Annotated in this window: 20 protein-coding genes; all 20 read right to left on the reverse strand. The window is 68.4% G+C overall.

Annotation, left to right across the window (positions count from 1 at the left end):
• Window positions 1-319: 319 nt before the first annotated feature.
• On the reverse strand, window positions 320-1,300 hold the full coding sequence (xerC, locus tag LW840_RS12580) for a tyrosine recombinase XerC (RefSeq protein WP_291269137.1): 981 nt from the start codon (window positions 1,298-1,300) through the stop codon (window positions 320-322).
• Window positions 1,297-2,646, reverse strand: coding sequence for a methylenetetrahydrofolate--tRNA-(uracil(54)-C(5))-methyltransferase (FADH(2)-oxidizing) TrmFO (gene trmFO / locus LW840_RS12585; protein WP_291262851.1), 1,350 nt, complete (start codon window positions 2,644-2,646; stop codon window positions 1,297-1,299). The genes xerC and trmFO overlap by 4 nt, the downstream gene beginning before the upstream one ends.
• Complete coding sequence (topA, locus tag LW840_RS12590; protein ID WP_291262850.1) at window positions 2,643-5,183, reverse strand: type I DNA topoisomerase; 2,541 nt, start codon at window positions 5,181-5,183, stop codon at window positions 2,643-2,645. Before topA ends, trmFO begins: the two co-directional genes overlap by 4 nt.
• Before the next feature lie 4 nt (window positions 5,184-5,187).
• Entirely contained in the window at window positions 5,188-5,625 is a 438-nt protein-coding gene (locus LW840_RS12595; RefSeq protein WP_291262849.1) for a DUF494 family protein, read from the reverse strand.
• A 3-nt stretch (window positions 5,626-5,628) separates the two neighbouring features.
• Entirely contained in the window at window positions 5,629-6,165 is a 537-nt protein-coding gene (locus LW840_RS12600) for a shikimate kinase (protein ID WP_291277091.1), read from the reverse strand.
• A 24-nt stretch (window positions 6,166-6,189) separates the two neighbouring features.
• Window positions 6,190-7,386 carry a chorismate synthase gene (gene aroC / locus LW840_RS12605; protein ID WP_291269135.1) on the reverse strand — a complete coding sequence of 399 codons (1,197 nt, stop codon included), beginning with the start codon at window positions 7,384-7,386 and terminating at the stop codon, window positions 6,190-6,192.
• Between the two features lie 212 nt (window positions 7,387-7,598).
• Window positions 7,599-9,989 carry a hypothetical protein gene (locus LW840_RS12610; RefSeq protein WP_291277092.1) on the reverse strand — a complete coding sequence of 797 codons (2,391 nt, stop codon included), beginning with the start codon at window positions 9,987-9,989 and terminating at the stop codon, window positions 7,599-7,601.
• Between the two features lie 22 nt (window positions 9,990-10,011).
• Window positions 10,012-12,354, reverse strand: a complete 2,343-nt coding sequence (locus LW840_RS12615; RefSeq protein ID WP_291277093.1) for an AMIN domain-containing protein — start codon at window positions 12,352-12,354, stop codon at window positions 10,012-10,014.
• Window positions 12,351-12,905, reverse strand: a complete 555-nt coding sequence (locus tag LW840_RS12620; protein ID WP_291273986.1) for a hypothetical protein — start codon at window positions 12,903-12,905, stop codon at window positions 12,351-12,353. Before LW840_RS12620 ends, LW840_RS12615 begins: the two co-directional genes overlap by 4 nt.
• Window positions 12,902-13,519 carry a type 4a pilus biogenesis protein PilO gene (gene pilO, locus LW840_RS12625; RefSeq protein ID WP_291273987.1) on the reverse strand — a complete coding sequence of 206 codons (618 nt, stop codon included), beginning with the start codon at window positions 13,517-13,519 and terminating at the stop codon, window positions 12,902-12,904. Before pilO ends, LW840_RS12620 begins: the two co-directional genes overlap by 4 nt.
• A gap of 7 nt (window positions 13,520-13,526) precedes the next feature.
• Window positions 13,527-14,291, reverse strand: coding sequence for a PilN domain-containing protein (locus LW840_RS12630; RefSeq protein ID WP_291266612.1), 765 nt, complete (start codon window positions 14,289-14,291; stop codon window positions 13,527-13,529).
• Window positions 14,292-14,310: 19 nt separating this feature from the next.
• Complete coding sequence (gene pilM / locus LW840_RS12635; protein WP_291266611.1) at window positions 14,311-15,354, reverse strand: type IV pilus assembly protein PilM; 1,044 nt, start codon at window positions 15,352-15,354, stop codon at window positions 14,311-14,313.
• A gap of 225 nt (window positions 15,355-15,579) precedes the next feature.
• On the reverse strand, window positions 15,580-16,632 hold the full coding sequence (locus tag LW840_RS12640; RefSeq protein ID WP_291277094.1) for a hypothetical protein: 1,053 nt from the start codon (window positions 16,630-16,632) through the stop codon (window positions 15,580-15,582).
• Window positions 16,629-17,510 (reverse strand): hypothetical protein, encoded by an 882-nt coding sequence (locus LW840_RS12645; protein WP_291266609.1) that lies wholly within the window; start codon window positions 17,508-17,510, stop codon window positions 16,629-16,631. The genes LW840_RS12640 and LW840_RS12645 overlap by 4 nt, the downstream gene beginning before the upstream one ends.
• On the reverse strand, window positions 17,507-17,929 hold the full coding sequence (locus LW840_RS12650) for a hypothetical protein (protein ID WP_291277095.1): 423 nt from the start codon (window positions 17,927-17,929) through the stop codon (window positions 17,507-17,509). Before LW840_RS12650 ends, LW840_RS12645 begins: the two co-directional genes overlap by 4 nt.
• Before the next feature lie 57 nt (window positions 17,930-17,986).
• A complete protein-coding gene (locus LW840_RS12655; RefSeq protein WP_291268482.1) occupies window positions 17,987-19,189 on the reverse strand; it encodes a HAMP domain-containing sensor histidine kinase in 1,203 nt (400 codons plus the stop codon).
• 118 nt (window positions 19,190-19,307) lie between these two features.
• Window positions 19,308-19,673, reverse strand: a complete 366-nt coding sequence (locus LW840_RS12660) for a prepilin-type N-terminal cleavage/methylation domain-containing protein (RefSeq protein WP_291268483.1) — start codon at window positions 19,671-19,673, stop codon at window positions 19,308-19,310.
• A 211-nt stretch (window positions 19,674-19,884) separates the two neighbouring features.
• Window positions 19,885-20,271, reverse strand: coding sequence for a prepilin-type N-terminal cleavage/methylation domain-containing protein (locus LW840_RS12665; protein ID WP_291268484.1), 387 nt, complete (start codon window positions 20,269-20,271; stop codon window positions 19,885-19,887).
• A complete protein-coding gene (locus LW840_RS12670; RefSeq protein ID WP_291277096.1) occupies window positions 20,258-21,637 on the reverse strand; it encodes a sigma-54 dependent transcriptional regulator in 1,380 nt (459 codons plus the stop codon). Before LW840_RS12670 ends, LW840_RS12665 begins: the two co-directional genes overlap by 14 nt.
• Window positions 21,637-23,313: an ATP-binding protein gene (locus LW840_RS12675; protein ID WP_291268486.1), complete on the reverse strand. Its 1,677-nt coding sequence runs from the start codon at window positions 23,311-23,313 to the stop codon at window positions 21,637-21,639. Before LW840_RS12675 ends, LW840_RS12670 begins: the two co-directional genes overlap by 1 nt.
• Window positions 23,314-23,371: the final 58 nt, after the last annotated feature.

A 23,371-nucleotide genomic window follows, 5' to 3' on the forward strand; every position in this document is an offset into this window, starting at 1 on the left:
ATGTGCGGTGGCAATCTCGATGCGGAGCGGGCCGCGCACATCCTGCTTGGGGGCATGCCGCATTTCCCGAGCGGTACGGGCGAGTTTCTCACGGTACGCTGAGGATGGCCAACAGCTGTGGCGCTGGTGCACATCGGCAACCGCCTGTGGCATACGCGCGATGGGGGGTACGCGCGCCGTCGGCGCGTTGACTGACAAGGCAGGGAGCAGGGTGCAGGGGTCAGATGGCAAGGGGGAGGGGGCGAACACGCCGCCTTCCCTCTTTGCCCTGATCCCCGTCGCTCTGCCCCCTGCCTTGCCAACAGACGCCCATCCTCACCTACGCGCGGGGGTGCGCCTGCCGGTACACCTTCTTGAGGCGTTCCACACTGGTGTGCGTGTAGATCTGCGTGGTGCTGATGCTGGCGTGGCCGAGCAGCTCCTGCACCGCGCGCAGGTCGGCGCCGGCGTCCACCAGATGCGTGGCGAAGCTGTGCCGCAGGGAGTGGGTCGTGAGGTCGGCGCCCTCACTCACCGCCTCCAGCAATTGCACCATGGCGTGCTGCACGGCGCGCGGGCTGATGCGACTGCCCCGTTCGCTGAGGAAGACGGCGCCACGCGCCACCCGACCGGCTTTCACCCCACCCACCTGCTGCAGCAGCGCGTCGCGCTTCATCAGATAGTTGCGCAGGGCACGCTGGGCATGATCGCCGAGCGGGACGATGCGCTCCTTGCGGCCCTTGCCGCGCACCTTGACCTGCTGCGACACGAGATCGAGATCGGCGAGGTCCACGCCACGGAGCTCGGAGAGCCGGAGGCCGCTGGAGTAGAACAGCTCCAGCATGGCCAGGTTGCGCACGTCGGTGAAGGCGAGGCTTTGGGCACGCGTGGCGGCGTGCTGGAGCAGGGTCTCCGCCTGCTGGCGGTCGAGATAGGCCGGCAGCGTCCGCGGCAGACGCGGCGTGCGGACGGCGCGGGCGGGATTCACGTCCACCCGTTCGTCGCGGTGCATCCAGCGATAGAAGCTGCGCACGGCGCTGAGCTGCCGCGCGATGCTGCGCTTGGCCAGGCCGCGCCGCGTGAGATGGGCCATGTACCCGCGGATGCTCGTCCGCGACAGCTCGTTCCAGTCCCACCCCTGCGCTCCATGCAGCTGCGCCAGCCAGGTGGAGAATTCACGCAGGTCGCGGGTGTACGCGGCGCGCGTGTTGGGCGACAGATCGCGCCCCTTTTCGAGGTGCACGAGAAACTCGCGGATCTCCGTGGGGAGCGGCACCTCGGGGAGCGACTCCGGGAGCGACTCGTGCGGAGCGTCGCTCACGCCACCGCCGCCGCCAGCGCGTGCGCATCCCGCCAGGCGCTCACCTGCGCCAACCCACGTTCGGCGAACAGCTCGCGCTTGCGTGCCTTGTCCTTGAGCACCCTGGGGGGCACGCCGTCGAGTTCGTCGAGCAGGCCGAAGTTGGCGTTCATGGGCTGGAAGTGCCGGGGATCGGCCTCGCGCAGGTAGCGATAGAGGGCGCCCATCATGGTCGTGGGGGGCGGCACGACTGGCGTCTCCCCGCGCAGCAGGCGCGAAAGATTGATGCCGGCCAACAGCCCCGTCGCGCTGCTTTCGGTGTACCCCTCGACCCCCGTGATCTGCCCGGCGAAGAGGGTGGTGGGCGCATCGCGCAGCGAGAGGTGCGGCGTGAGCGCCGCCGGGGCATTCACGTAGGAGTTGCGGTGAATGCTGCCGAAGCGCAGAAACTCCGCCTGCGCGAGCCCCGGAATGAGCCGGAAGACGCGGGCCTGTTCGGGAATGCGCAGACGTGTCTGGAATCCCACGAGGTTCCACATGCGACCGGCCCGGTCTTCCTGACGCAGCTGTACCACCGCGTGCGGACGCGAGGCGCGGCGGGGGTCCTGCAGCCCGACCGGCTTCATGGGGCCGAAGCGCAACGACTCGCGCCCGCGCCGCGCCATCTCCTCCACCGGCATGCACCCTTCGAAGTAGGGCACGTGGTCGAACTCGTGCGCGGTGAACTGGTCGGCCGTGGTGAGCGCGTCGATGAAGGCCTCGTACTCGTCGCGCGTCATGGCGCAATTGAGATACGCGCCGTCCTCCCCGGCCCCCTCCATCGTTTCCTTGCCCCAGCGTGACGCACGGAAGGCAATGTCCTGATCGATGGACTCGACCGCGATGACCGGGGCAATGGCATCGTAGAAGGCAAGCGACTCGACCCCCAGCCGCGCCCGAATGCGCTCGGCCAGCGCATCGCTGGTGAGCGGTCCGGTGGCCACGATGCCGACGTCGGGGAGTTCGCGCACTTCCTCGCGCGACACGGTGATGCGCGCGTGCCCGTGAATGCGCTCGTGCACCCCCTGCGCAAAGAGCGCACGGTCGACGGTGAGGGCACTGCCCCCCGGCACCCGGGCCTCGTCGGCACAGGCGAGGATGAGCGAGCCAAGGGCGCGCATTTCCGCCTTGAGGAGGCCGTGCGCGTTGGTGGTCTCGGTGCTCTTGAACGTGTTGGAGCAGACGAGTTCCCCCAGGCGGTCGGTCTTGTGCGCCGCCGTTCCGCGCACCGGGCGCATTTCGTGGATGACCACGTCGTGCCCCCGCTCCGCCAGCTGCCAGGCGGCCTCACTGCCGGCGAGGCCGCCGCCCACCACATGGACCGTCACGCGACCTCCGCCACCTCGACATCCTCGGGCGTGTGCACATCCCACTCGTTGCCGCACTTGATGCACTTGCGGAACGAGCCGCGGGTCTTGTTGGCCTTGGCTTCGGCGCCCACGTAGCCGCACTCGGGGCACGTTTCCGCCACGGGCTTGTCCCACACGACGAAGTCGCAGTTGGGGTAGTTCTCGCAGCCGTAGAACGCCTTGCCGCGCTTCTTGCTGCGTCGTTCCGCGATTTCCCCGCCGTCCTTGGGGCACTTCACGCCGGTGGGCATGCTGCGCGTACCGCGGCACTTGGGGAACTTGCTGCACCCCAGGAAGTCACCCGAGCGCCCGTGGCGCACGACCATGGGCGCCCCGCACTCCTGACACAGGTAGCTGGTCAGTTCCGCCGGCTTCTTCTCGCCCTTGATGGGGCGCGTGTACTTGCACGCCTTGGGATGATGCTCGCAGGCAACGAAGGGCCCGAAGAAGCCGCCCTTGGCCACCAGTTTGCCCCCGCAGTCGGGGCACTGTTCCGAGGCGAGGGCCGACAGGTCGTAGGCCTCCCCGATGAGTGCGGGGAGGTCTTCGTCGTGGAGGTTCTTCTTGATCTTCGACCATTCCTCGTCGAGCACCGCCACCCACCCGGTCTCGCCGTCGGCGATCTTGTCGAGTTCGAGCTCCATTTTGGCCGTGAAGTTCACGTCGAAGAGATCGGGGAACTTCTTCACCATGACCTTCTCCACCGTCTCGCCGAGCGCGGTGGGGAAGAAGCGGCGCTGCTCGAGCAGCACATAGCGCCGTTCGGCGAGCACCGAGATGATGCTGGCGTAGGTGGACGGCCGCCCGATGCCAAGTCGCTCGAGTTCCTTGACCAGCGACGCTTCCGAGAAACGCGGCGGCGGCTCGGTGAAGTGCTGGGTGGGCGTGATGGCCTTGACCGGCACCCGCTCACCCTGCTCGAGGAAGGGGAGCGCCTGCTCGTCTTCCAGCGCCTTCGAATCGCCCTCTTCGCGCGCCTCGCGGTAGAGGGCGAGGAAGCCCTGGAACTTGACCACCGAGCCGGTGGCGCGGAACAGGTACGCCCGCCCCTGCGTGGGAATGGCGAAATCGACCGTGGTCGTGTCGAACACCGCCGGCGCCATTTGCGACGCCATGAAGCGCTGCCAGATGAGTTGATAGAGCTTGAACTGGTCGGCCGTGAGGAACTTCTGGATGGCCTCGGGGCGACGCGCCGGATCGGTGGGGCGGACGCCTTCGTGCGCGTCCTGGGCGTTGGCCTTGCCACTGGGATACAGCTGCGGCTGCGCGGCGAGGAACTCGTTGCCGAACTGCGCCCGCAGCGACTCGCGGGCGGCGTTGGCGGCATCCTCGGAGACGCGCGTGGAGTCGGTACGCATGTAGGTGATGAGACCCGTTGCGCCATCCACGCCCACGTCGATGCCTTCGTACAAGTCCTGCGCCAGGCGCATGGTGCGCTTGCTGCCGAAGCCGAGCTTCTTGGCCGCTTCCTGCTGCAGTGTGGACGTGGTGAAGGGGGCCGCCGGATTCTTGCGACGCTCGCGCCGCTTGACTTCGGTGACTTCGAATTCCTTCCGTCCCTTGAGGTCGGCGAGGATGCGCTCGGCCTCGGCGCCGTTGGGGATTTCCGGCTTCTTCCCGTCCACCTGATGGAGCTTCGCCGCGAAGGGCTGCTGCCCCTTCTGCAGGTCGGCGGCGATGCTCCAGTACTCGACGGGGGTAAAGGCGCGGATTTCCCGTTCGCGCTCGACGATGAGCCGGAGCGCCACCGTCTGCACGCGTCCGGCGCTCAGCCCCTTCTTGACGGTCTTCCAGAGCACGGGGCTGGCCTTGTACCCGACCAGGCGATCGAGGACGCGGCGCGCCTGCTGCGCCTCGACTTTCTTGTTGTCGATATCCATGGGCTTCGCCATGGACCGCTGCACCGCGTCCTTGGTGATCTCATGGAACATCACGCGACGAATGGGCGCCGACACGGCATGGCGCTTGGGTTGCGTGAAATACTGTTCGACATGCCAGCCGATGGCTTCGCCTTCGCGATCGGGGTCGGTGGCGATGAAGATCTCGCGCGCGCCCTTGGCGATCTTCTTGAGGTCGGTGAGGATGTCTTCCTTGCCCTCGATCGTGACGTATTCGGGTGCGAAGCCTTTGTCGATGTCGATGCCCAGCTTCTTGGCGGGCAAGTCACGGACGTGTCCCACGGTGGCGCGCACGGTATAGCCGCGGCCGAGGTACTTGCCGATGGTCTTGGCCTTGGCGGGCGACTCGACGATGACGAGCGAGGTCCCTCCGGCCGTGTTCGGCTCCACCTCCTCCTCGACCTCCACGGCAGCCACCTTGCGGGCGCTCTTGCGTGCGGTGGCCGGGGCGGCGGCTTTGCGAGCCGTTTTCCTGGCGGCCTTCTTGGCCGGGGCCGGTACGGCGGCCGCTGTTCGCGCCGCCGCCTTCTTGGCGGGTGCCTTTTTCGCGGCCGAGGCGGAGGCGGACTTCGCCGCACCCTTCCCGGCCGTCTTGGTTGCAGCCTTTTTTGTTGGCATCAGCTCAGTGAATCAGGGGGTGCTCGCCGCCCATGGCGCCATCATCGAGGCCGGCGTCATCCGCGAGAGAGCGAATGTCCGCGAGCGTGATGCGGCCGTCGACATGGACGAGCGCGCGCTCCACCAAATGTTCGAAGTCGTTGAGGCTCACCGCCCCCGAGGCATACAGCACGACCAGGTAGCCCCAGGCTTCGGTGGTGAACCGGCCACGTTCGTGAGGCCCCTGTACCCGCAGGGACGGCTCACGGTCGGTGTCGGTGGTACGCTCGGTGCCGCCGGTGGGCGACGCCCCAGTATCGCTATACAGCAGGGAAAGAATCTCACCGATCTGACGCCGATCGTATCCTTTCGACGAGAGGTACGCCTCTACCTCCACCACATCCGTGTCGGCAGCAAAGCGCTCTCGCAATTCGTCCAAAACCGGCGCCCAACGATCGTCCATTTCCTAACCTATCCCCGGCGTCCCCCCGTGGGCAAGTTTGACCACGGAATCTATAACCTGTTGCGATGTAAGGCTTTCCACGTCCAAAACGACATCGGCTTGCGCATAGAGCGCGCGTCGAGCCGCCCACAGCTCCCGCATCTTCGCTTCCGGATCGGCTTCCTGCAACAACGGTCGCACGTGGCGGGATCTGGCAATTCGCCGCATGGCCTCCTGCGGCGATACCCGCAGGTGCACGATTCGTCCCGGCGGCCTCAGCAGTTGCATGACACCGGGGTTGGTGACCCACCCCCCGCCGGGCGCGAGGACCATTGGGGCGGCCGTCGCGAGTTCGCGCGTGAGGAGGCGCTCCAGCTCGCGGAAGGCGGCCTCTCCCGAGCGGGCGAAGTACTGCGCCACCGTGCAGTGGACGCGCCGTTCGATCTCGGCGTCGAAATCGAGGAACGGTCGCCGGAGCTGACGTGCCACGACGCGGCCGATGGTGGACTTCCCCGCCCCGGGGAGGCCGACGAGCACGAGATGGCCGTCGCTCTGGGTCACGGGCGAACGCGCAGCGGCTGCCGGTCAGCGCTCGACGCGTTCGTCGAGGCGCGCGAGGTAGGCGTCGAGATTGCGCTGCGTCTCCCGGAGGGAATCGCCGCCGAACTTTTCGAGCAGCGCCGAGGCCAGCACAAAGGCGGCCATGGCTTCGGCGATGACACCCATCGCCGGCACGGCGGTGACATCACTGCGCTCGGCGACGGCCTGCGCGGCCTCCCCGGTGGCCATGTCCACGGTGCTGAGGGGGCGCATGAGGGTGGCAATGGGCTTCATGGCCACGCGCACCACGAGGTCCTCGCCCGTGGTCATCCCGCCCTCGGTGCCACCGGCGCGGTTGCTGCGCCGGCGGAGATGGCCGGCCCGCGTGCGCCCCGCGGCGGCTTCGATTTCGTCGTGCACGTCGGCGCCGGTGCGCCGCGCCGTCTCGAATCCCAGCCCGATCTCGACGCCCTTGACGGCAGGGATGGAAAGCATGGCCTGGCCGAGCCTGCCATCGAGACGCGTATCCCAGGAGACATGCGAGCCCAGTCCCACCGGCAATCCGCGCACGACCACTTCGCAGATCCCGCCGAGGGTGTTGCCCTCCTTTTTGGCCGCATCGATGCGCGCCATCATGCGTGCCTCCGCCTGGGCGTCGAGGGTGCGCACCGGCGAGGCATCGGCGGCCGCATTGAGATTGTCGGGCAGGGCGTCGGGGCGGTCGGCGTCGATACCGCCCAGGTGTACGACATGGGAGCCGATGTGCACCCCGACTTCCCGGAGGAGCACCTTGCAGATGGCGCCGGCGGCCACGCGCGCGGTGGTTTCGCGCGCCGAGGCGCGTTCGAGGATGTCGCGGGCGTCGCGGCGATCGTACTTGAGCAGCCCGGTGAGATCGGCGTGGCCCGGGCGCACCCGGGTGACGTGCCGTTTGCGCGGGCCATCCGCATCGGCCTCGCGGGGGGCGGGGTCCATGATGTCGACCCAGTTCTTCCAATCGCTGTTGCGCACGAGCATGGCGATGGGGGACCCGAGCGTTTCGCCGGCCCTTACGCCGGAGAGGAACTCGATGCGGTCGGTCTCGATCTGCATGCGCCGTCCGCGCCCGTAGCCCTGCTGACGGCGCGCGAGCTCGCCATCGACGTCGTCGGCGCGCAGCGGTACGCCGGCGGGCATTCCCTCGAGAACGGAGACGAGCGCTGGACCGTGCGATTCGCCGGCCGTGGTGAAGCGGAGAGGCATGGTCGCAACGTACCGAGCGGCGCCTCGATATGGAAAGGGCGCGCCGACGGCGCGCCCTTCGTGACACGGGAGGGAGCAGAGCGCAGGGCGCAGGGGGCGGGAAGCAGGAGACACAGGCGTGGTTGCCCCCTGCCCCCTTCCTCCTGCCTCCCTGCGACCTGCTGCCTTCCGTGTAAACGCACGGGGCGCGTCCTGAGACGCGCCCCGTGTCGTTACTGGCAGGTGGTGGTGAAGTTGTCTGGCAGTGCCACCAGCGTCACACCGCGGATGGTGGCGCCGACGAGTACCAGCTGACCGTTGGGGCGGACCGTGGCGCGCACCGGACCGATGATCGGGTCGCGGATGGGCACGGTGGCGATCCGCCGATAGCAGTAGGTATCGAAGACATCGATGACCGGCTCGCTCGACGCAACGAACGCCAGCCGCGTGCGCAGCGGCGTGGAGTTCGCGCTGTTGTTGAGCGGATGGAAGTCGAGTCCACCGCCGCTGGGCCGGCTCTGCAGGATGCCCTGCAGGCGCAGCGTGTTGTCGAACAGGTACGTGGAGTCCCCCTTCACCGCGTTGAGTTCACCGTCGAAGTTGATCCCGACCCCCTGGACGCGGGCGAACGTGTTCGCGATGAAGTCGCTCACATCGACCGGACGGGAGATGCCCCGATCAATGACGGGCAGCGGCGTGCCGTTGTCCAAGCCCCGGGTGACGTCGTAGGTGAGCGCACGGCTGCCGAGCACCGGTCCGCCTTCGCCGATGATGGCGCGCCGGAAGTTGCCGGAGTTGCGCACGTAGGTGGTATCCCGGAAGGCCAGCTGATCGAGGCGTGCCACCACGGAGTAGTTGAACGTGCCGTTGGGGGTGACGATGGACTGTCGGAACGGCAGCAGTACGGAGTCGGCGCCCACCCCACCGGCCGCAAAGCGCTCGATCTCGAGCGTGTCGGAGCGGTTCTGCGTCTGCCCCATGGCCTGCTCGAAGAAGAAGTGCGAGGAGTTCTTGTTCAGATTCTCCCAGCGCACCGTGCCCTTGTTGGGGAAGGGCGCGCTCTGCCCCGGGGTGGGCGTGGTGGAGTACACCGCCACGACGTCACCGCAGGGGGTCCCCGGGTTGGGGGAGGCCACACACGTCGTCGCGAGGTACTGCGGACGGTCGCTGAAGTCGTAGACGGTGCGCTGCGTGATGACCTGATCGGTGAGCTGCGACTTCACGCTGGTGACGGAGTACACCATGATGTTCGGCAGCGGGTACCGGTACACCTCGCGGCCGGTGGGACCGGCATTGAGGTTCACGTAGCTGATGTTCGTACCGCCCGAGTTGGCCACCAGCAGCGTATCGCCCATGGCGCCATCGCGGTCGCGCGGCCAGGCGGCAAGGCCCCAGGGGCGCGACCCCACGCCCACGGGGGCGCGGAAGGTCGAGTCGGCCAGGTTGAACACCTCGAGCCAGTTGCGCTCGATGTTGGACAGGTAGAGGCGATCGGTGCGCGGCACGTAGATCGCATCGGCAATCTGACCGCCGCCCGGCAGCGGATTGGTGTACCCGGCGACCACCTGGACGCTATCGGCCCGCACGGCGCCCGATCCGAAGCGCGCCACATCGCGACGTCCGTTCGCGTTGCGGGCGAAGCCGGCGATGGTGACGGTCGTGGGGAAGACGTTGACCGGGAGGCGCGACCGGAAGGTTCGGACGAGCGTGGAGAAGGCGCCGGTGGACGTTACCGAGTCGGCCACCAGGAGCTGGCCCGTGAGGGAGCGGACCTCGTACCCGATGACACTGATGCCCACCGGATCGGTGGCCTCGACGAAGACGGTGTCGCTCACCTCGACGCGGCGGGAGACCCCGGTGCGCACCACGGGAATGGTGTTCGCGTTGGCCGGGCTCTGCACCGCATACGCGACCGCGGTCCCGAGCACACGCTGATTGAGCGAGTCGGTGACGAAGGGCGTCACGTTGATGGTGGCGCCGCGCACCGTGTCGGGGATGGTGAGCGTGTCGAGGATGGCCAGGGAGTCGCGCAGCGGTGAGGTGAAGCCGAGCGAGTCGGCGGCATTGAAGGCGCCGCTGATCTGATAGCCGAGCGTCCGCACCTTGTAGCGCGCCTTGGCCGAGATCGAGAGCACGAGGGCTTTGCCACTCACCACCGGCGACGCGGCGACCGGGCTGGTGATGATGGCGCGCGGCGGCTCGAGGTTGCCGACCGTGAGCGCCACGAGCGCGGTGTCGCTGAAGTTGCCGGCGCCGTCGATCGCGACCGATCGCGCGTTGACGGTGGCGCCGATGGGCGCGCTGGAGGGCACCTTCACGTTCACCGCCAGGGTGAGCGAGGTGACCGCGCTCGTCATGGTGGTGTCGTACGTGGCGGTGATCCCGCCCGACAGGAACAGGCGAACGCGCTTGAGCCCGATGTTGTCGGTGGCGTTGATGGTGACCGACACGAGGGTGTCGGCCACGGCGTTACCCTTGGCGATGGTTACCCGCGGCTTCACCGTATCGGCGAAGGGCGGGTCGATCACCTCGTCGCCGCTGCAGGCGCCGAGGGCCACGGCGGCCACGAGGGCGCCGAGGCCCGCGCGCAGGCGCGGCCGGGGGGTGGAGAGGAGTGAGAGCATGTCGGGTATGTTCCTCGTCGCGTCAGCGGCCCGGCGGCGGCGTGATGCCTTCGTCCAGGATGTGCGGCGTGACCAGAATGAGCAGGTCGCGCTTGGTCTCGTTTCTGGAGTTCTGCGAGAAGATCCGGCCCACGAAGGGGAGGTTCATCAGCACGGGGATCCCGCTGCGGAAGCGCGTGGTTTCCGTGACGGTGAGCCCACCGATGACGGCCGCTTCGCCGTCGGCCACGAGCACCTGCGATTCGGCGCGCTGGCGATTGAAGATCACGCCCACGTCGGTCTGCGAGATTTCCGCGCTCGAGTTTTCCGCCTTGATGTTGAGCAGCACCATCTTGTTGTTGGTGATCTGCGGCGTGACGGAGAGCTTGATGCCGGCTTCTTCCTTCGACACGGCGGCACGCGGGAAGAACGTGGCCGCGTTGGGGGCCATCTGGCCGCCGCCGCCGCCACCACCGCCCCCGCCACCACCGCCACCACCGCCACCCTGCGCACCCTGGCCGCCGGCGTCGATGACGCGGATGGGGATTTCCTGGCCGACGAAGATTTCGGCGCTGCGGTTGTTGAGGATCGTGATGCTGGGCTCCGACTGCACGTCGGCGAGCGACGAGGTCTGCAGGGCGTTGAGGAACGCCGTCAGCTGGTAGCGACCCAGGGCCGTGCTGTAAATGAGATTGAGCGCGTTCGGCTTGATGGCGTTGTTGGCGTTGGCGATACCGGCGATCGCGTTGCCGCCGAGCGCAATGCGGGCCGGCCCCTGGAAGGGCTGTCCGCCACCGGTGGCATCAGGCACCCCGTCCCCGTCGGTGTCGACCGGCGTGAGCGTGTTGGGGTCGGTGCGCGGCACGAGCTGCTGGAAGAACTGCCGATTGCCGGTGCCGAGGTCGTAGGCGAGCCCGATGTCCTGGATGCCCGTGCGGTTGACGAAGACGATCTTCGCCTTGATGGCGACCTGCGGCGTGCGGATGTCGAGCTGCTGGAGTCGCGACACGATTTCCGGCAGGCGCGACGGCACTTCGGTGATGATGAGCTTGTTGGTGGCGCTGTCGGCGGCCACGGAGCCGCGCACGACGCACCCCTGCCCGCCCATCTGCTGCTGCGCGCCGCCACCCTGGCCACCGCCCGGATTCATGGACATGCCCATTTCGCGGCCGGTCTGCATGGTGGCGAGTCCGGTGCAGTCACGCGCCAGGAGCGCCTGCACGGTGCCCTGCAGGACGGCGGCCTTGGCGTAGTTGACGTCGACGATCTGGGTGACGAGCGGCTCCAGCGCCTGGTTGGAGGCGAGGTTGCGATAGCTGTCGACCGAGATGATCCCACTGGCGTCTTCGGTGGCGGCGAGCCCCTGGGACTGCAGGATGGCCTGGAGTGCCACATCCCACGGCTTGTCGGCGATGTCGGCAGTGACCGTGCCTTCCACATCCTTGCCGACCACGATGGTGCGGCCGGAGAAGGTGGCGAAGGCGGCGATCACGTCGCGGATGTTGGTGCCGTCGTACGAGACGGTGATGCGCGGCTTCTGCTGTTGGCGGCGCGCCGCGGTGATGGACGCGGCCGATGCCGGGGTGCGCGGCGTGAGCATGTCATCGGACGCGCTGTGCCGCGGCTCGGCTTTGGCCTCGACCGTGGCCGGCTCGTTTCTGGCCGGTTCTGCCTTGGCCGGTTCTGCCTTGGCCGGTTCTGCCTTGGCCGGTTCTGTCTTGGCCGGCTCCGCCTTGGCCGGTTCTGCCTTGGCCGGCTCCGCCTTGGCTGGTTCTGCCCTGGCCGGCTCCGCCTTGGCTGGCTCCGCCTTGGCTGGCTCCGCCTTGGCCGGCGCCGCCGGTGTTTCGGCATTCGGTGCGGTGCCCGCGGGCACCACGACGGGTGACTCGAGGCGTCCGGTGGCAACGGCCGTGACGTGGGCCGCGGAGCGTCCCGTGCTCCAGCGCGCAAACGACGAGACCGTGGCCTCGATGTTGATGCGGACGCTGTTGCCGTCACGTTCCACCGTGTACTGGTGCGCGGCATCGAGGTCGATGACGAGGCGCGCCGTATCCGCGCGGAACTGCGCAAGGCGCACGTTGCGCACGGCGCCGCGGGCCTTGCCGTCGTAGTTCGACCGGATGGAGAGACTGGCGCCACCCAGGTCGACAACCAACCGGGAGGGATTGTCGAGCATGAAGTGATTGAGCGCCACGGCGGCATCGACATCGAGCACGATGGCGGTACCGTTCGGGGCGGGCGCGACCTCGAGTCCGCGCACGCGCCCGCGAATGGCGGCGTCGTTGGTGATGGCCGTGGCGGCCGGGGGGGCGGTGTGTACCGCAGGGGCAGGCGAGCCGCCTGCCAGAAGCGCGGCGATCACCGCAACGGTCGTCGGTCCCATCATGGATTCCTCACTTTCGTCGTATCGCTGCTCAGCGGCAGCGTCTCCTGCCGATTGAATCCGAATTCATCGATCGTGAACTGCACCGCCTTCTGGCGGATCCCGCTGACGCGCAGGCGGCCGAGCTGCTGCCCGACCCGCACGCGGTACTGCGTCTTGGAGTAGGAGTCGCGGAGAATCGCCACCGAGTTGCCGCCGGCGGGGTCGAAGGCCACCGCGGTGAGGCGGAGGTCGCTCAGCAGCGGTCGCACTTCACTGCTCGACATGAGCGACTTGTAGGGATCGCGACGTCCGCTCCCGCTGTAGGCGTACGATTCCCGCTGGAGCGTGATCTCCGAGGGGATCGCGCTCTTCCGGGCGTTCTCGCGCGGTGTGCGCGTGGTCTTGGCGGCGGGGGCCGTCTTGACGGGGGCCGTCTTGACGGCGGCCGCGCTGACGGTCCCGACCGAGTCCCTCCGGACGGTGGTGACGCGGGGCTGCTGAGCAGCGGCGTCCGGGGTCAGCATGACACTGGCGAGCGCCGCACCCATGAGCAGGCGGAGGGCGGAGATCATGACGACCGCTCCTTCGCGCGCGGCGCAGGCGCGGTGCGCTCGACGTAGGTCTGCAGGGTAATGGTGGCGGCCAGGGATCCCTTCTCCGACGTGCGGACACCACTGCGCTGGCGATTGGTGGTCCCGGCGGTGATGGCGAAGTTCACCGGCGCCACGATGCGCGCGAGGGACCCGACGTTGGCGAGGAACTCGCCGAACTGGTGGTACCCACCGATGATGGTCACCGTGTAGCGATAGGTATCGAAGCGATCGCCGGCCACCACGGGCTCGGGCACGACCCCGCCCACATCGAGTCCGGCGCGGCGAGCGGCCGTACTGACTTCCTCGAGGAGTGCGGGCACTTCGTTGCCGGTGGGTACGAGGCGGCGCATCACGGTGAGCGCCGAGCGATTCTGCGCCGCCTGCGATCGCAGCTGTTCGATGCTGCCGCTGTCGAACTCGCGTGCCGCCTTCTGATTGGCCACCTCGAGGGTGGCGATGCGGGCTTCATCGGCCGCCAGCTGCTCGTTCTTGGCGGCGTAGGGGTACATCCAATAGACCACCGCAAGCGTGATGGCGGAAAAGCCGATCAGCAGCTTGATCTGGTCTCGTTGGGCGGTTGGGAGGAGGGCCATAAACAGCTCAGCGAACGGGGACGACGAGCGGCGTCGTGCGAACGACACCCGGGGGCGGAACTTCGTATTCGGCGTGGAGCTCGAACTGCGTGACGTCCTTGCCCTCGACGATCACGATCTCCGACTTGGACAGCGAGACCTTCTGCACGAACGGCGAGCTTTCGAGCTGGCGCATGAACAGCGTGAGCGCCTGGATGTCCACGGTCTGGCCGACGATCCGGAAGCCGAGGGGCGGGTGCACGGTGATGGTATCGGCCGGCGCCTTCTCGTCCGTGTCCTTGCCCTTCTTCTCTTTGGCCGCCTTGGGCGCCGGGGTGGTCTCGGTGGAGTCCATGCCGGGCGGCAGTGGCGTCTTCGTGGTCTGCTCCATGACGGTGAGCCACGTGTACGCCGGCAGGGCGCGGCTCACCTCATCGAGGATGTGGGCCCAATTGTACCGATTGTCATCGATCGTGCGGATGATCTGCAGCTGTCGCATCACCGAGTCGCGCTCGGCCGTCAGCTTGTGTCGCGCCGACAGGACCTTGGCGTAGCGCGTGGAATCACGAACCGCTTTTTCGACGCGTGTGCCGAGTTCGGTGGCGCGGGCGCTCTGCGCGGAGAAGAGCAGACCCACGGCGGCCACCGACACCACCACGGACGCGGCGGCGCCGATGAGCCACGGATCGCGGATCCCGGCCGCCAGGGCGGAGAGCGAGCCGAGGGAGATCCCGCCGCCGGCGCTCTTGCCCTTCTTCCTGGCGCCGGGGAGCAGGTTGATTTCGATCATCATGAGTCGTTTCCTCGGGCGCTCAGGCGGCGGCGCGCAGCGCGAGTCCCACCGGCAGCATGAGCAGCGGCGCGATCTCGTCGGTGGACAGGAACTCGAGCGCCCCTTCGCGGACGTTCAGCTGGGCCAGTGCATTGGCCGACTGCACCGGAATGCGGAGCCGGTCGGAAAGCCACGGCAGCAGTCCCGGCACGCGCGACCCGCCGCCGCACGCGTACATGGCGCGGATCTGGCCGAAGTTGCGCTGTGACGTGGAGAGGAAGGTGGCGGCGCGCACGAGGCCGATGGCGATTTCCTCTCCGCGCGCCGCCACGATGGCATCGAGCATGGGGATGCGATCGTAGCCCCGCAGCAGGTTCTCGGCGTCTTCGGCGCTGATGCCGTGCTCGCGCTGCAAATCCTCGCGAAACCGGCGGGTTCCGACGCCGAGGTCGCGCGTGAGAATGGGTACGCCGTCGTCGAGGATGTTCAGATTGGTGGTTTCATTGCCCACGTTGAGCAGGGCAATCGTGCCGTTCAGCGCTTCCGGATAGTTGAGTTCGAAGGCGTTGTGGAGGGCGAAGGCATCCACGTCGATGACGGCCGGTGCGGCGCCCGATTCGGTGAGCAGTGCCTGCTTGGCCTCCACGAGATCGCGCTTGGCAGCCACGAGCAGCACGCTCATGTCGAGGCCATCGCCATCGGGGTCGAGGACCTGGAAGTCGAGTTCGACCGAGTCCATGTCGAAGGGCACATGCTGCTCCGCCTCCCAGCGCATGAGCTCGCGGGCCTGTTGTTCCTTGACCCGTTCCATCTGGATCTTCTTCACGATGACGTCGCGTCCGCCCACGGCGGCCACCACGTACTTGGTCTTGGCCCCTGTGGCGGCGATGGTCTGCCGAATGGCGTCGGCCACGATGCCATGGTCCATGACTTCCCCTTCGACGATGGCGGTGTCAGCCAGCGGCGTGATGACCACCTTCGCCAATTCGGGGACCGGGCCGCTGTGGTCGATGACCACGGCCTTCACAAGCCCTGAACCGACATCGAGCCCGACAGTGAGTTGCTTCCGGCCGAAGAGCGCCATAGGGACGGGGGGGTTGCACAGTGGTTGCTTTCGTATGTCCCGCACCAAACCGGTGAACGGGACGGATTGACCCGCCCTGAAACGGGCGTGTCACCCTTGAAACGACCCGTACCTCGCGAGGTAACGCTCCCCGTGGGGAGACGGGTGGGTACGGGGGTCGACTTCGTGATACTGTCGGCCTGCGGTCCGGGGGCCACTCCCGAGGTGTGACGCGGGGGCGCCCGGTTATCGGGACAGGCGGTGCCAGAGGGAGAACGGCGCCAGCGAGGGACGAGCGCCGATGGCGAGTGCCATCTGCACGGCACAGCGGTCGTAGCGCACGGTTCCGGTGGTGCCGAGCGTTACCCCTCCGGTACTGGTATCGGTTGCGACGACCGCCCCCTGCACCGTGAGCTGTGCGGCCGCGGCGTCGAGGTTGCCGAGTACCACCAGCAGGCCGGTCACATGCAGCGCTCCGGTCACTGTGGTATTGCCGTCGAGCACGAGCAGCCCCTGCCACGACGACGGGCCGGTCACGGCGATGGACGGGGCGCGGAGGATCACGCCAGCCCACCCGTGAGACGCAGGCAGAGGCCGCGGTGTCGCATTCCAGTGCCTCACCGGGATCTGAGGTCCGAGTGCCTGCATGGCCCCGTGCGTGCGCAGCCGGAGATCGGCTGGCGGTGGGCGCCATGGTGGCGGCGCGGTCCACGCCTGCGGTGCGGCGGCGGCAACCCCAGCGGCGACCACGTCGGGCACGCTCGCCGTGTCCCGATCCGCACCGCAGGGGGAGTTTGGCTGCTGCTGGTCGAGGCCGCTCACGACGGCACCGCCGGACCCATGGAGCGTACCGGCCGTGCTGATGGCGGCCATGATGGGGAACGGTGGGGGCTCAAGCCAGACCGCGCGCAGCAGTTCCCGGGAAGTGACGTCGAGGCGGCGTGCGGCCTGCCCGTGGCTCCGGGCACGCAGAATGAGCGTAAGTGGATGCAGCCGCTGCCATTCGACCACGACCGGCTGCCGCGCGGTGGTCACCGAGAGCAGGCGTCGGGTGCCGACCCCCGTTTCCCATAAAGAGTCCTGGGGCCAGCGGGCGAGCGCGGTGCCGAGTGCCGCTTCGGCGCGATACTCCGCGTCGTCGGCCCCCAGCGAGGCCCGGGCACCGCGCGCGCCAAGCAGCGCCTCGTGAATGAGGGCGAGGGCGAGCAGCGAGGAGGCAGCAAGTGCCACGATGACGAGGGGCAGGACGAAGCCGCGGCGGCGCCGCGGGCAGTGCACGCCGTGGCGACAGGTCATCATGGTCGTTGCCGGTAGGCCGTGGCCCGCAGCGGCATCACGGCCGTGACCGTATCAATGACTGGCTGGGGTGTGCGACTGGCGCGCCGCCGGTGGCTGAACGTGACCTGTGCCATGGCAATGCGTCCGCGACGGTTGCTGGCGGGTGCGGGGAGCGGTCCCACGGGTGCCCCGGTCGCGTCGAGCAGGCGTATGCGTACGCCGCCGAGGGCGGCGGCCTGCAGCGGGCCGGCGACTGGCTGAATGGCATCCCAGACGGCGCCGTCGCGACTCTGGCGCCCCCACCACCAGGCGCTCCCGCTGCGGTAGTGACGGTAGCGCACATCACGATGCACGGTGAGCGGCCCGCTTGGGGAAAACGGCACGGCACCCGAATCGAGTGGTACGCGCCAGCGACGGCTGGTGGTCGACCTGTCGGTACCGCAGCCGGTCCCACCAACGACCGACGGCGGGGCGGTCACCGCACGCTCCGTGGCCACGGGCGTGTCCACGGGCGTGGTGGTGGTCTGCCATCCTCGCACGCGATCACCCGGACGCACACCGGCGAGCCAGGCATCGGCGCTCTGGTCCGGGACGGCCACCACGACCGCGTGTGGCGCCGAGCGGTCGCAGAGCAGCAAGACGCCCAGGGGAGACTGGAAGGCCAGCAGGGTGTCGGATACGACCAGCAGGTCCTCGCCGCGGAGGGGCGCAAGCTCGCCGGCCAGCATGACGCTGACCTGTCGCAGTTCACGCGACGACGCCAGCCGGGCGGATTGGGCGTGCACCGTACGGGCGATGCGCAGCAGCAGCAGGGTGGCCGCCGTTGCCACCAGCAGCGCCACCGGCAGCGCCACGAGCAGCTCGACCAGCGTGGTACCTGTCCGCGGGAGGCGCGTCATGGCTGGCACCACGAAGAGGCGAAGGCCACGTGCTGTTGCCGAGCCGCGCGTGGCGCGGAGCCGGCCGTTCGGGCACGGGTGAGCGGCGAGCGGTACCACGTGACCCCGACAGCCACCGCCGGCAGGGCCCCCTGCCGGGTGCTCGTGACGACGTAGTCGACTCCTGCGCGGGTTGCCTGGTAGCGGGCGACGGCCGGTGCGGCGCAAGGCGCCGCGAGGAGGGGGGCGAGGTAGCTGGCGGTTTCCCGCTGTACGGCATGGTGATGAACCGCCGCGTCGATGAGTCGCGCACTGCCGGCGGCCACCAACAGCATGACGGTGCTGCCGCCGGCGAGGAGCACGAGAGCGACGCAGCTTTCGACGAGCAGCCGGCCATGCCGCGGGCGCCGGCCGGAACGGAGCAGTGAGGGGGAGCGCATGGCGACACGATAGGTCACCCGCGCGCCCGCTCCGTCACCAAAATCGTGCCGACCGGATCAAATCACCGCTTCACCGTTGGGTGGGGTGATGGGCCGGACCCCGCTGGCGTGCAGCGGCAGCAGAATGACGAACGCCGCGCCACCTTCGCGCGCCCGCTGTACCCAGATCGTGCCCCCGAGATTCTCGATGGTACTGGCCACGATGGCGAGCCCGAGGCCGGTGCCCTTCCCCGGTTGCTTGGTGGAGAAGAACGGTTCGAAAATGCGTTCGGCATCTTCGGGCGCCACGCCGGTCCCCGAGTCGGCGAGGACCACCTGCAGGAAGCGCGGCGGTGACTCCGGGCGGGCGAGCCAGGCGAGCGCGCGCTTGCTGGGGCGATGCGCCCAGCGCTGGGGGTGGGGGTCGGTGCGGCGCTTTTCGAAACTGTCGCCGAAGGCGGTCGCGTCGTTGATGCGCGACCGGATCACGATCTCCCCTTCCCGATCCATGGCATCAACGGCATTCAGCAACAGGTTCACGAACGCCTGCTCCAGGTCATGGCGCTCGGCGTACACCACGCCGTCGGGCGCCTCGAGCTGACGCGTGACGCGGAAGCGCCGGGTGATGCCCTGGTCGGCGAGCAGCCGCAGCACATCCTCGATGATGTCGTCGACGACGATGGGCTTGGGGGTGAGGCGACGGGGGCGCGCGTAGTCGAGCAACCCGCGCATGATGCGATCGATGCGGGTGATCTCGCGTTCCAGGGCATCGAGTGGTTCCGTGGTGCCCTGCACATCCTGCGTGCGCATGCGGAGCAGGTGCGCGTAGTTGGCGATTGCCGACACCGGATTGCCGATTTCGTGCGAAATGCCGGCCGCGATGCGCCCCATGGTGGCGAGTTTTTCGACGCGCATGCGCGACTGGGTGGCCGCCGCCATCTGCTCGGTCATGTGGTTGATGCTGGTGGCCAGCTGGTGGAACTCCTGCGTGCTGGCCGGGGGCACCAGCTGCGCCACATCGCCGCGGGCAATGGCATCGGCCGCCTGCACGCAATGGCCGAGCGGTTCCTCGATGAGGCGTGCCACGAGGCGCTGGAGAATGCTGGCCGAGAAGAGGGCGACGACGAAGACGAAGACCACGACGAGGGGCCACCGGATTCCCGCGGGCAGCTCCTCGGTGAACCACATGGTGGTGATGATCGCGATGATCAGTCCGGCGCTCGCGGCCACGAGCACGCGTTGCAGACGATCGTGGATGCTGGGGCGCTTGATCTCGGGCACGGGCAGAGGATGCGCTCACGGACCTGCCGCCGCAACCGGGGGAACGGCGAAAGGGCCGGGCAATCGCCCGACCCCTCCCCCAATGACCCGGTCGGCGCCGCCGCCCGGGTCATGGTGCTTACTCGCAGACCGGCTCGCCTTCCGGGTTGGCGCCCGCTTCCGAGCCAACGCCGATCGTGCACGTGACCGCGGTCGACCCGTGCGTGGCGGTCGCCGACCAGCCGGTGGCGGTGCCTTCCTGCGTGATCGACACGCCTGACGAGCCCGGCGGGGTGGCCGGGATGCTCGCGTAGCTGTTGTCGTCGGAGTACACGGCCTCGTTGGCCGACACGAGGTTCTTCAGGTCCGACTTCATGGCGGTGATGTACGCCTTCTCCTTCGTCTGGGCGAACTTCGGGATCGCGATGGCGGCGAGGATGCCGATGATGACGACGACGATCAGGAGTTCGATGAGCGTAAAGCCCTTGCGCGTACGATGCTGCATTGGTTTGGATCTCCAAAGGGGGGGATTGTCGCGATGCCGGGAGTGGCGGGTCGCGCGACACCATCGCTTATGGCAACAGGCTTGCCACCGCGCCGTCCTGACTGTAAAGCATTGTCCGACAAGGCCTTTCATCATTTCCACGAGGCCGGGACCTATCCGCTGCACCTTGCGATTCGCAAGAAGTGTTGCAGCGTGCAAGCGGTGCCGCGACTCACCACCCCGCCTCGAGACAGGTGGGCTGCGTTCCCCCGCCGGACTCGAGTTGGCAGGTGATGCCCGGCAGGCCGGGGTGAGTGGCCGTGGCCGACCACTCGTGGGCGGTGCTCCGAAACGAGATCAGGGTGCCCGAACTGCCCTGCGTCGGAATGTCGACGTTGGCGTAGGAGCTTTCCGTCGTGAAATGCGTTTCGGCCATGGTGGCGATGTTGCGCAGGTCGGCCTTCATGGACACGAGGTACGCCCGCCGTTTGGATTGCCCGAACTTCGCAATGGCGATGGTCGTGAGGACGGCAAAGAGCACCACCACGGCAAACAGCTCGATGAGGGTGAACCCCCGGCGCCGGGGCGCGCGGAGCGCCGGGGCGCTAGGCCTCGCCATATCGCGCCAGTTTCCGGTACAGCGTGGAGGGATCGATGCCCAACATGTCGGCCGCGCGGCTCTTGTTGCCGCCCTCGTTCTGCAGGACCCACTGGATGTACGCGCGCTCGACGGCTTCGAGGGTGGGGGAGACGGGGGGGCGCTCCGCGACGAACGGTTCGGCGCGGCGCGCGGTGACCCGCTCGGGGAGCGCGTCGGGACGAATGCGGTCGCCCGGCGAGAGGATGACGGCGCGCTCGAGGGCGTTTTCGAGTTCGCGCACGTTGCCCGGCCACGCATACGCCATGAGTGCGTCGAGCGTGTCATCGGCCAGTTCCTTGACCGGCTCCTGCCGCAGCTGTGCCGAACGGGCGAGGAAGCCCTCGGCCAGCAGCGGAATGTCGTCGGGGCGCTGCCGCAACGGGGGCAGGTGCACGGCGATCACGTTCAGGCGGTAGAACAGATCGGCGCGGAAGCCCCCCCGCTTGATTTCTTCTTCGAGATCACGGTTCGTGGCGGCCAGCACCCGCGTGTTCACGGGCTGCGCTTCGGTGGCGCCCACGGGAATGACTTCGCGCTGCTGCAGCACCCGCAGCAGCTTCACCTGCGTGGACGGCGTGGTTTCGCCGATTTCATCGAGGAAGAACGTCCCGTGGTCGGCGGCGGCGAAGAGCCCCGTCTTGTCCTTCACCGCTCCGGTGAACGACCCCTTCACGTGGCCGAACAGCTCGCTTTCCAGCAGCGACTCGGGGAGCGCCCCGCAGTTGATCGACAGGAAACTGTGGTCGGTGCGGGCGCTGAGGTCGTGGATGTACCGGGCGATGACCTCCTTGCCGGTTCCCGACTCCCCGGTGATGAGCACCGTGGAATCCGTCGGGGCCACGGTCTCGGCCAGCTGCAGCACGTCCAGCCAACTGCGGCTGCGACCGACGGGACGGGAGGTGCTGCGCCGGTCGCGTTTCCTGAGTTCCTGCTGCAGCGAGTGGTTTTCCACGCGCAAGCGCCGGTGCTCTGCCGCTCGGCTGAGAATGGCCACCAGTTCGTCGTTGCGGAAGGGCTTCTGGATGTAGTAGAAGGCGCCTTCGTTCACCGCCTGCATGGCCGATTGCAGCGTGGCCTGCGCGGTCATGAGGATGACCGGCACTTCGCCGTCCATCTGTCGCGCATGACTCAACACCTGCACGCCGGTCACGTCGGGCATGCGCACATCGGTCAGCACGATGTCGGGCTTGATCTCGTTGAACTTCTCGATGCCCTGTCGACCACCCTGCGCCGTGAATGGCTGGAAGCCCTGGGTCTTGAGCAGAATGCGCAGGGAGTCGAGGATCCCCGTTTCATCATCCACGACCAGGACGCGCGGTGCGGCGTCGGCGGAAACACAGCCCATCAGGAGGTCACTCGCGGCAAAGCATGGTCAGGCAGGTGCGTGACGCCGGAGGTATCCGGCGCCACGGGCAGCACGATGGAAAAGCGGGTACCCTGCGGCAGGCGCTCCACGAGCACCACGCCGCGGTGCGCCTCGACGGCGCGATGCACGACGGGGAGGCCGAGCCCGACCCCCCCGGCCTTGCCGGAGACGAAGGGTTCGAAGAGCCGCTCTCCGAGCTCGTCGGAGAACCCCGGCCCATCGTCGGTCACGGTGATCGTGAGGAGCTCGCCGGTGATGGCCACCGCCGATCCATGCGGACCGTCGGGTGCGTGCCGGTCGGCTTCGACGAAGATGTGGCCCGTCTCGCCCACCGCCTGGATCGCGTTGAGCACGAGATTGAACACCGCGCGATGCAGCAGGTCCTCGTCGCCGTGAAGCCGCGGGAGATCGGGACCGATACTTACCTGCACCTCAACGCCGGCGTGGCGATCGGGGTGCGACGCGGCCAGCATGGCGGCGGTGTGCACGAGGGCGCCCACATCCAGTGTATCGAGGCGAGTGACACGCGCCCGCGCGAAGTCGAGGAAGTCGGCCAGCAGCCGACTGAGCCGGTCGGCTTCGCGCACGATCAGCGCGTGGAGGACGTGCTCGTCATCATCGTCCGGCGCCCCCTGCGGCAGGCGCAGTCGCGAGAGTTGCTCGGTGGCGCTGCGGATGGCGGCCAACGGATTGCGGATCTCGTGCGCGAGCGAGGCACTCAGTTCGGCCACCGCCTCCAGCCGCTCGGCACGGATATGCAGCGCCTGCAGGCGCTTGCTGTCGGAGATGTCCTGAAAGATGGCGGTCGCCGTGACACTGCCGTCGGGGCGTGCCCCGTCGGCCACCGTCGTCGACACGCCAATGGGCACCTCGTCGGCGCCGCGGCGAAGGACCCCTTCCGCCCGCGTGGTGCGCACGCCGTCGCGCGCACTCCGTTCGAGCAGCTCCACCAGATGCGGCGATACCTCCCGCAGCGACGGCAGCAGTGGCTGGCCGATGAATGCCCGCAGGTCGATGCCGAGCAGTTCGGAGGCCGCCGGATTGGCGTAGAGCAGCCGCTCGCGGCCATCCACGGTGATGATCCCGGAGCGAATGGTGCGGAGGATCTCCGCGGCTTCGAGCTGCACCTTCGCCAGCTGTGCGGCGAGCGCTTCGCGGCCCGATCCGGCCAGGCGCAGGCGCGCCGCCACGAATCCGGACCCCACCGCGACCACGGCGAAGACCGCGAGCTGCACCCCGACGCCAGCAAAGGGGGTACCCGTTCCCGGGCGCCACCAGATCACATCGATGGCGTAGAGCACGCAGGCGGCGGCGGCGACCGCGAGGCCACCACGGAACGGGAGCAGCAGCGACGCCCCCGCGATGACCAGGATGTACAGGGCCGCGAACTGGGAACTCCAGCCGCCCGTGATGTGCACGACGGCCGTGACGAGGAGCAGATCGAGCGCGCACTGCGCACCGTAGAACCAGAGCCCGAGGGGCCGCTGCGTGAGCTGCGCGTAGAACGCCGACCCGACGGTCGCGAGGGTGGCGACGGCAAACGCCAGCGTGGCCAGGAGGGTGTCGGCGGGCGCCGCCTGACTCCAGACAAACACGGCGGCCACGAGGATGGCGCACGCCAGGGCCACGCGCGCAAGCCAGACCCACCGCAACATGCGCCGGGGGTCGAGCAACTCCTGTATGGGGTCGTGTGGAAGGGCCGGCGTCGGTCTC

Source organism: Gemmatimonas sp., assembly GCF_021298855.1.
GTDB lineage: Bacteria > Gemmatimonadota > Gemmatimonadetes > Gemmatimonadales > Gemmatimonadaceae > Gemmatimonas.

What these genes read in the sequence shown, in the direction of transcription:
- pilM (WP_291266611.1), bottom strand. Translation starts at nt 15,354, where the DNA reads ATGGCGCTCTTCGGCCGGAAGCAACTCACTGTCGGGCTCGATGTCGGT.
- LW840_RS12630 (WP_291266612.1), bottom strand. Translation starts at nt 14,291, where the DNA reads ATGATGATCGAAATCAACCTGCTCCCCGGCGCCAGGAAGAAGGGCAAG.
- LW840_RS12615 (WP_291277093.1), bottom strand. Translation starts at nt 12,354, where the DNA reads ATGATGGGACCGACGACCGTTGCGGTGATCGCCGCGCTTCTGGCAGGC.
- LW840_RS12650 (WP_291277095.1), bottom strand. Translation starts at nt 17,929, where the DNA reads ATGCGCTCCCCCTCACTGCTCCGTTCCGGCCGGCGCCCGCGGCATGGC.
- topA (WP_291262850.1), bottom strand. Translation starts at nt 5,183, where the DNA reads ATGCCAACAAAAAAGGCTGCAACCAAGACGGCCGGGAAGGGTGCGGCG.
- LW840_RS12675 (WP_291268486.1), bottom strand. Translation starts at nt 23,313, where the DNA reads ATGTTGCGGTGGGTCTGGCTTGCGCGCGTGGCCCTGGCGTGCGCCATC.
- LW840_RS12645 (WP_291266609.1), bottom strand. Translation starts at nt 17,510, where the DNA reads ATGACGCGCCTCCCGCGGACAGGTACCACGCTGGTCGAGCTGCTCGTG.
- LW840_RS12620 (WP_291273986.1), bottom strand. Translation starts at nt 12,905, where the DNA reads ATGATCTCCGCCCTCCGCCTGCTCATGGGTGCGGCGCTCGCCAGTGTC.
- pilO (WP_291273987.1), bottom strand. Translation starts at nt 13,519, where the DNA reads ATGGCCCTCCTCCCAACCGCCCAACGAGACCAGATCAAGCTGCTGATC.
- LW840_RS12610 (WP_291277092.1), bottom strand. Translation starts at nt 9,989, where the DNA reads ATGCTCTCACTCCTCTCCACCCCCCGGCCGCGCCTGCGCGCGGGCCTC.
- LW840_RS12665 (WP_291268484.1), bottom strand. Translation starts at nt 20,271, where the DNA reads ATGGCGAGGCCTAGCGCCCCGGCGCTCCGCGCGCCCCGGCGCCGGGGG.
- LW840_RS12660 (WP_291268483.1), bottom strand. Translation starts at nt 19,673, where the DNA reads ATGCAGCATCGTACGCGCAAGGGCTTTACGCTCATCGAACTCCTGATC.
- LW840_RS12595 (WP_291262849.1), bottom strand. Translation starts at nt 5,625, where the DNA reads ATGGACGATCGTTGGGCGCCGGTTTTGGACGAATTGCGAGAGCGCTTT.
- LW840_RS12640 (WP_291277094.1), bottom strand. Translation starts at nt 16,632, where the DNA reads ATGATGACCTGTCGCCACGGCGTGCACTGCCCGCGGCGCCGCCGCGGC.
- aroC (WP_291269135.1), bottom strand. Translation starts at nt 7,386, where the DNA reads ATGCCTCTCCGCTTCACCACGGCCGGCGAATCGCACGGTCCAGCGCTC.
- LW840_RS12670 (WP_291277096.1), bottom strand. Translation starts at nt 21,637, where the DNA reads ATGGGCTGTGTTTCCGCCGACGCCGCACCGCGCGTCCTGGTCGTGGAT.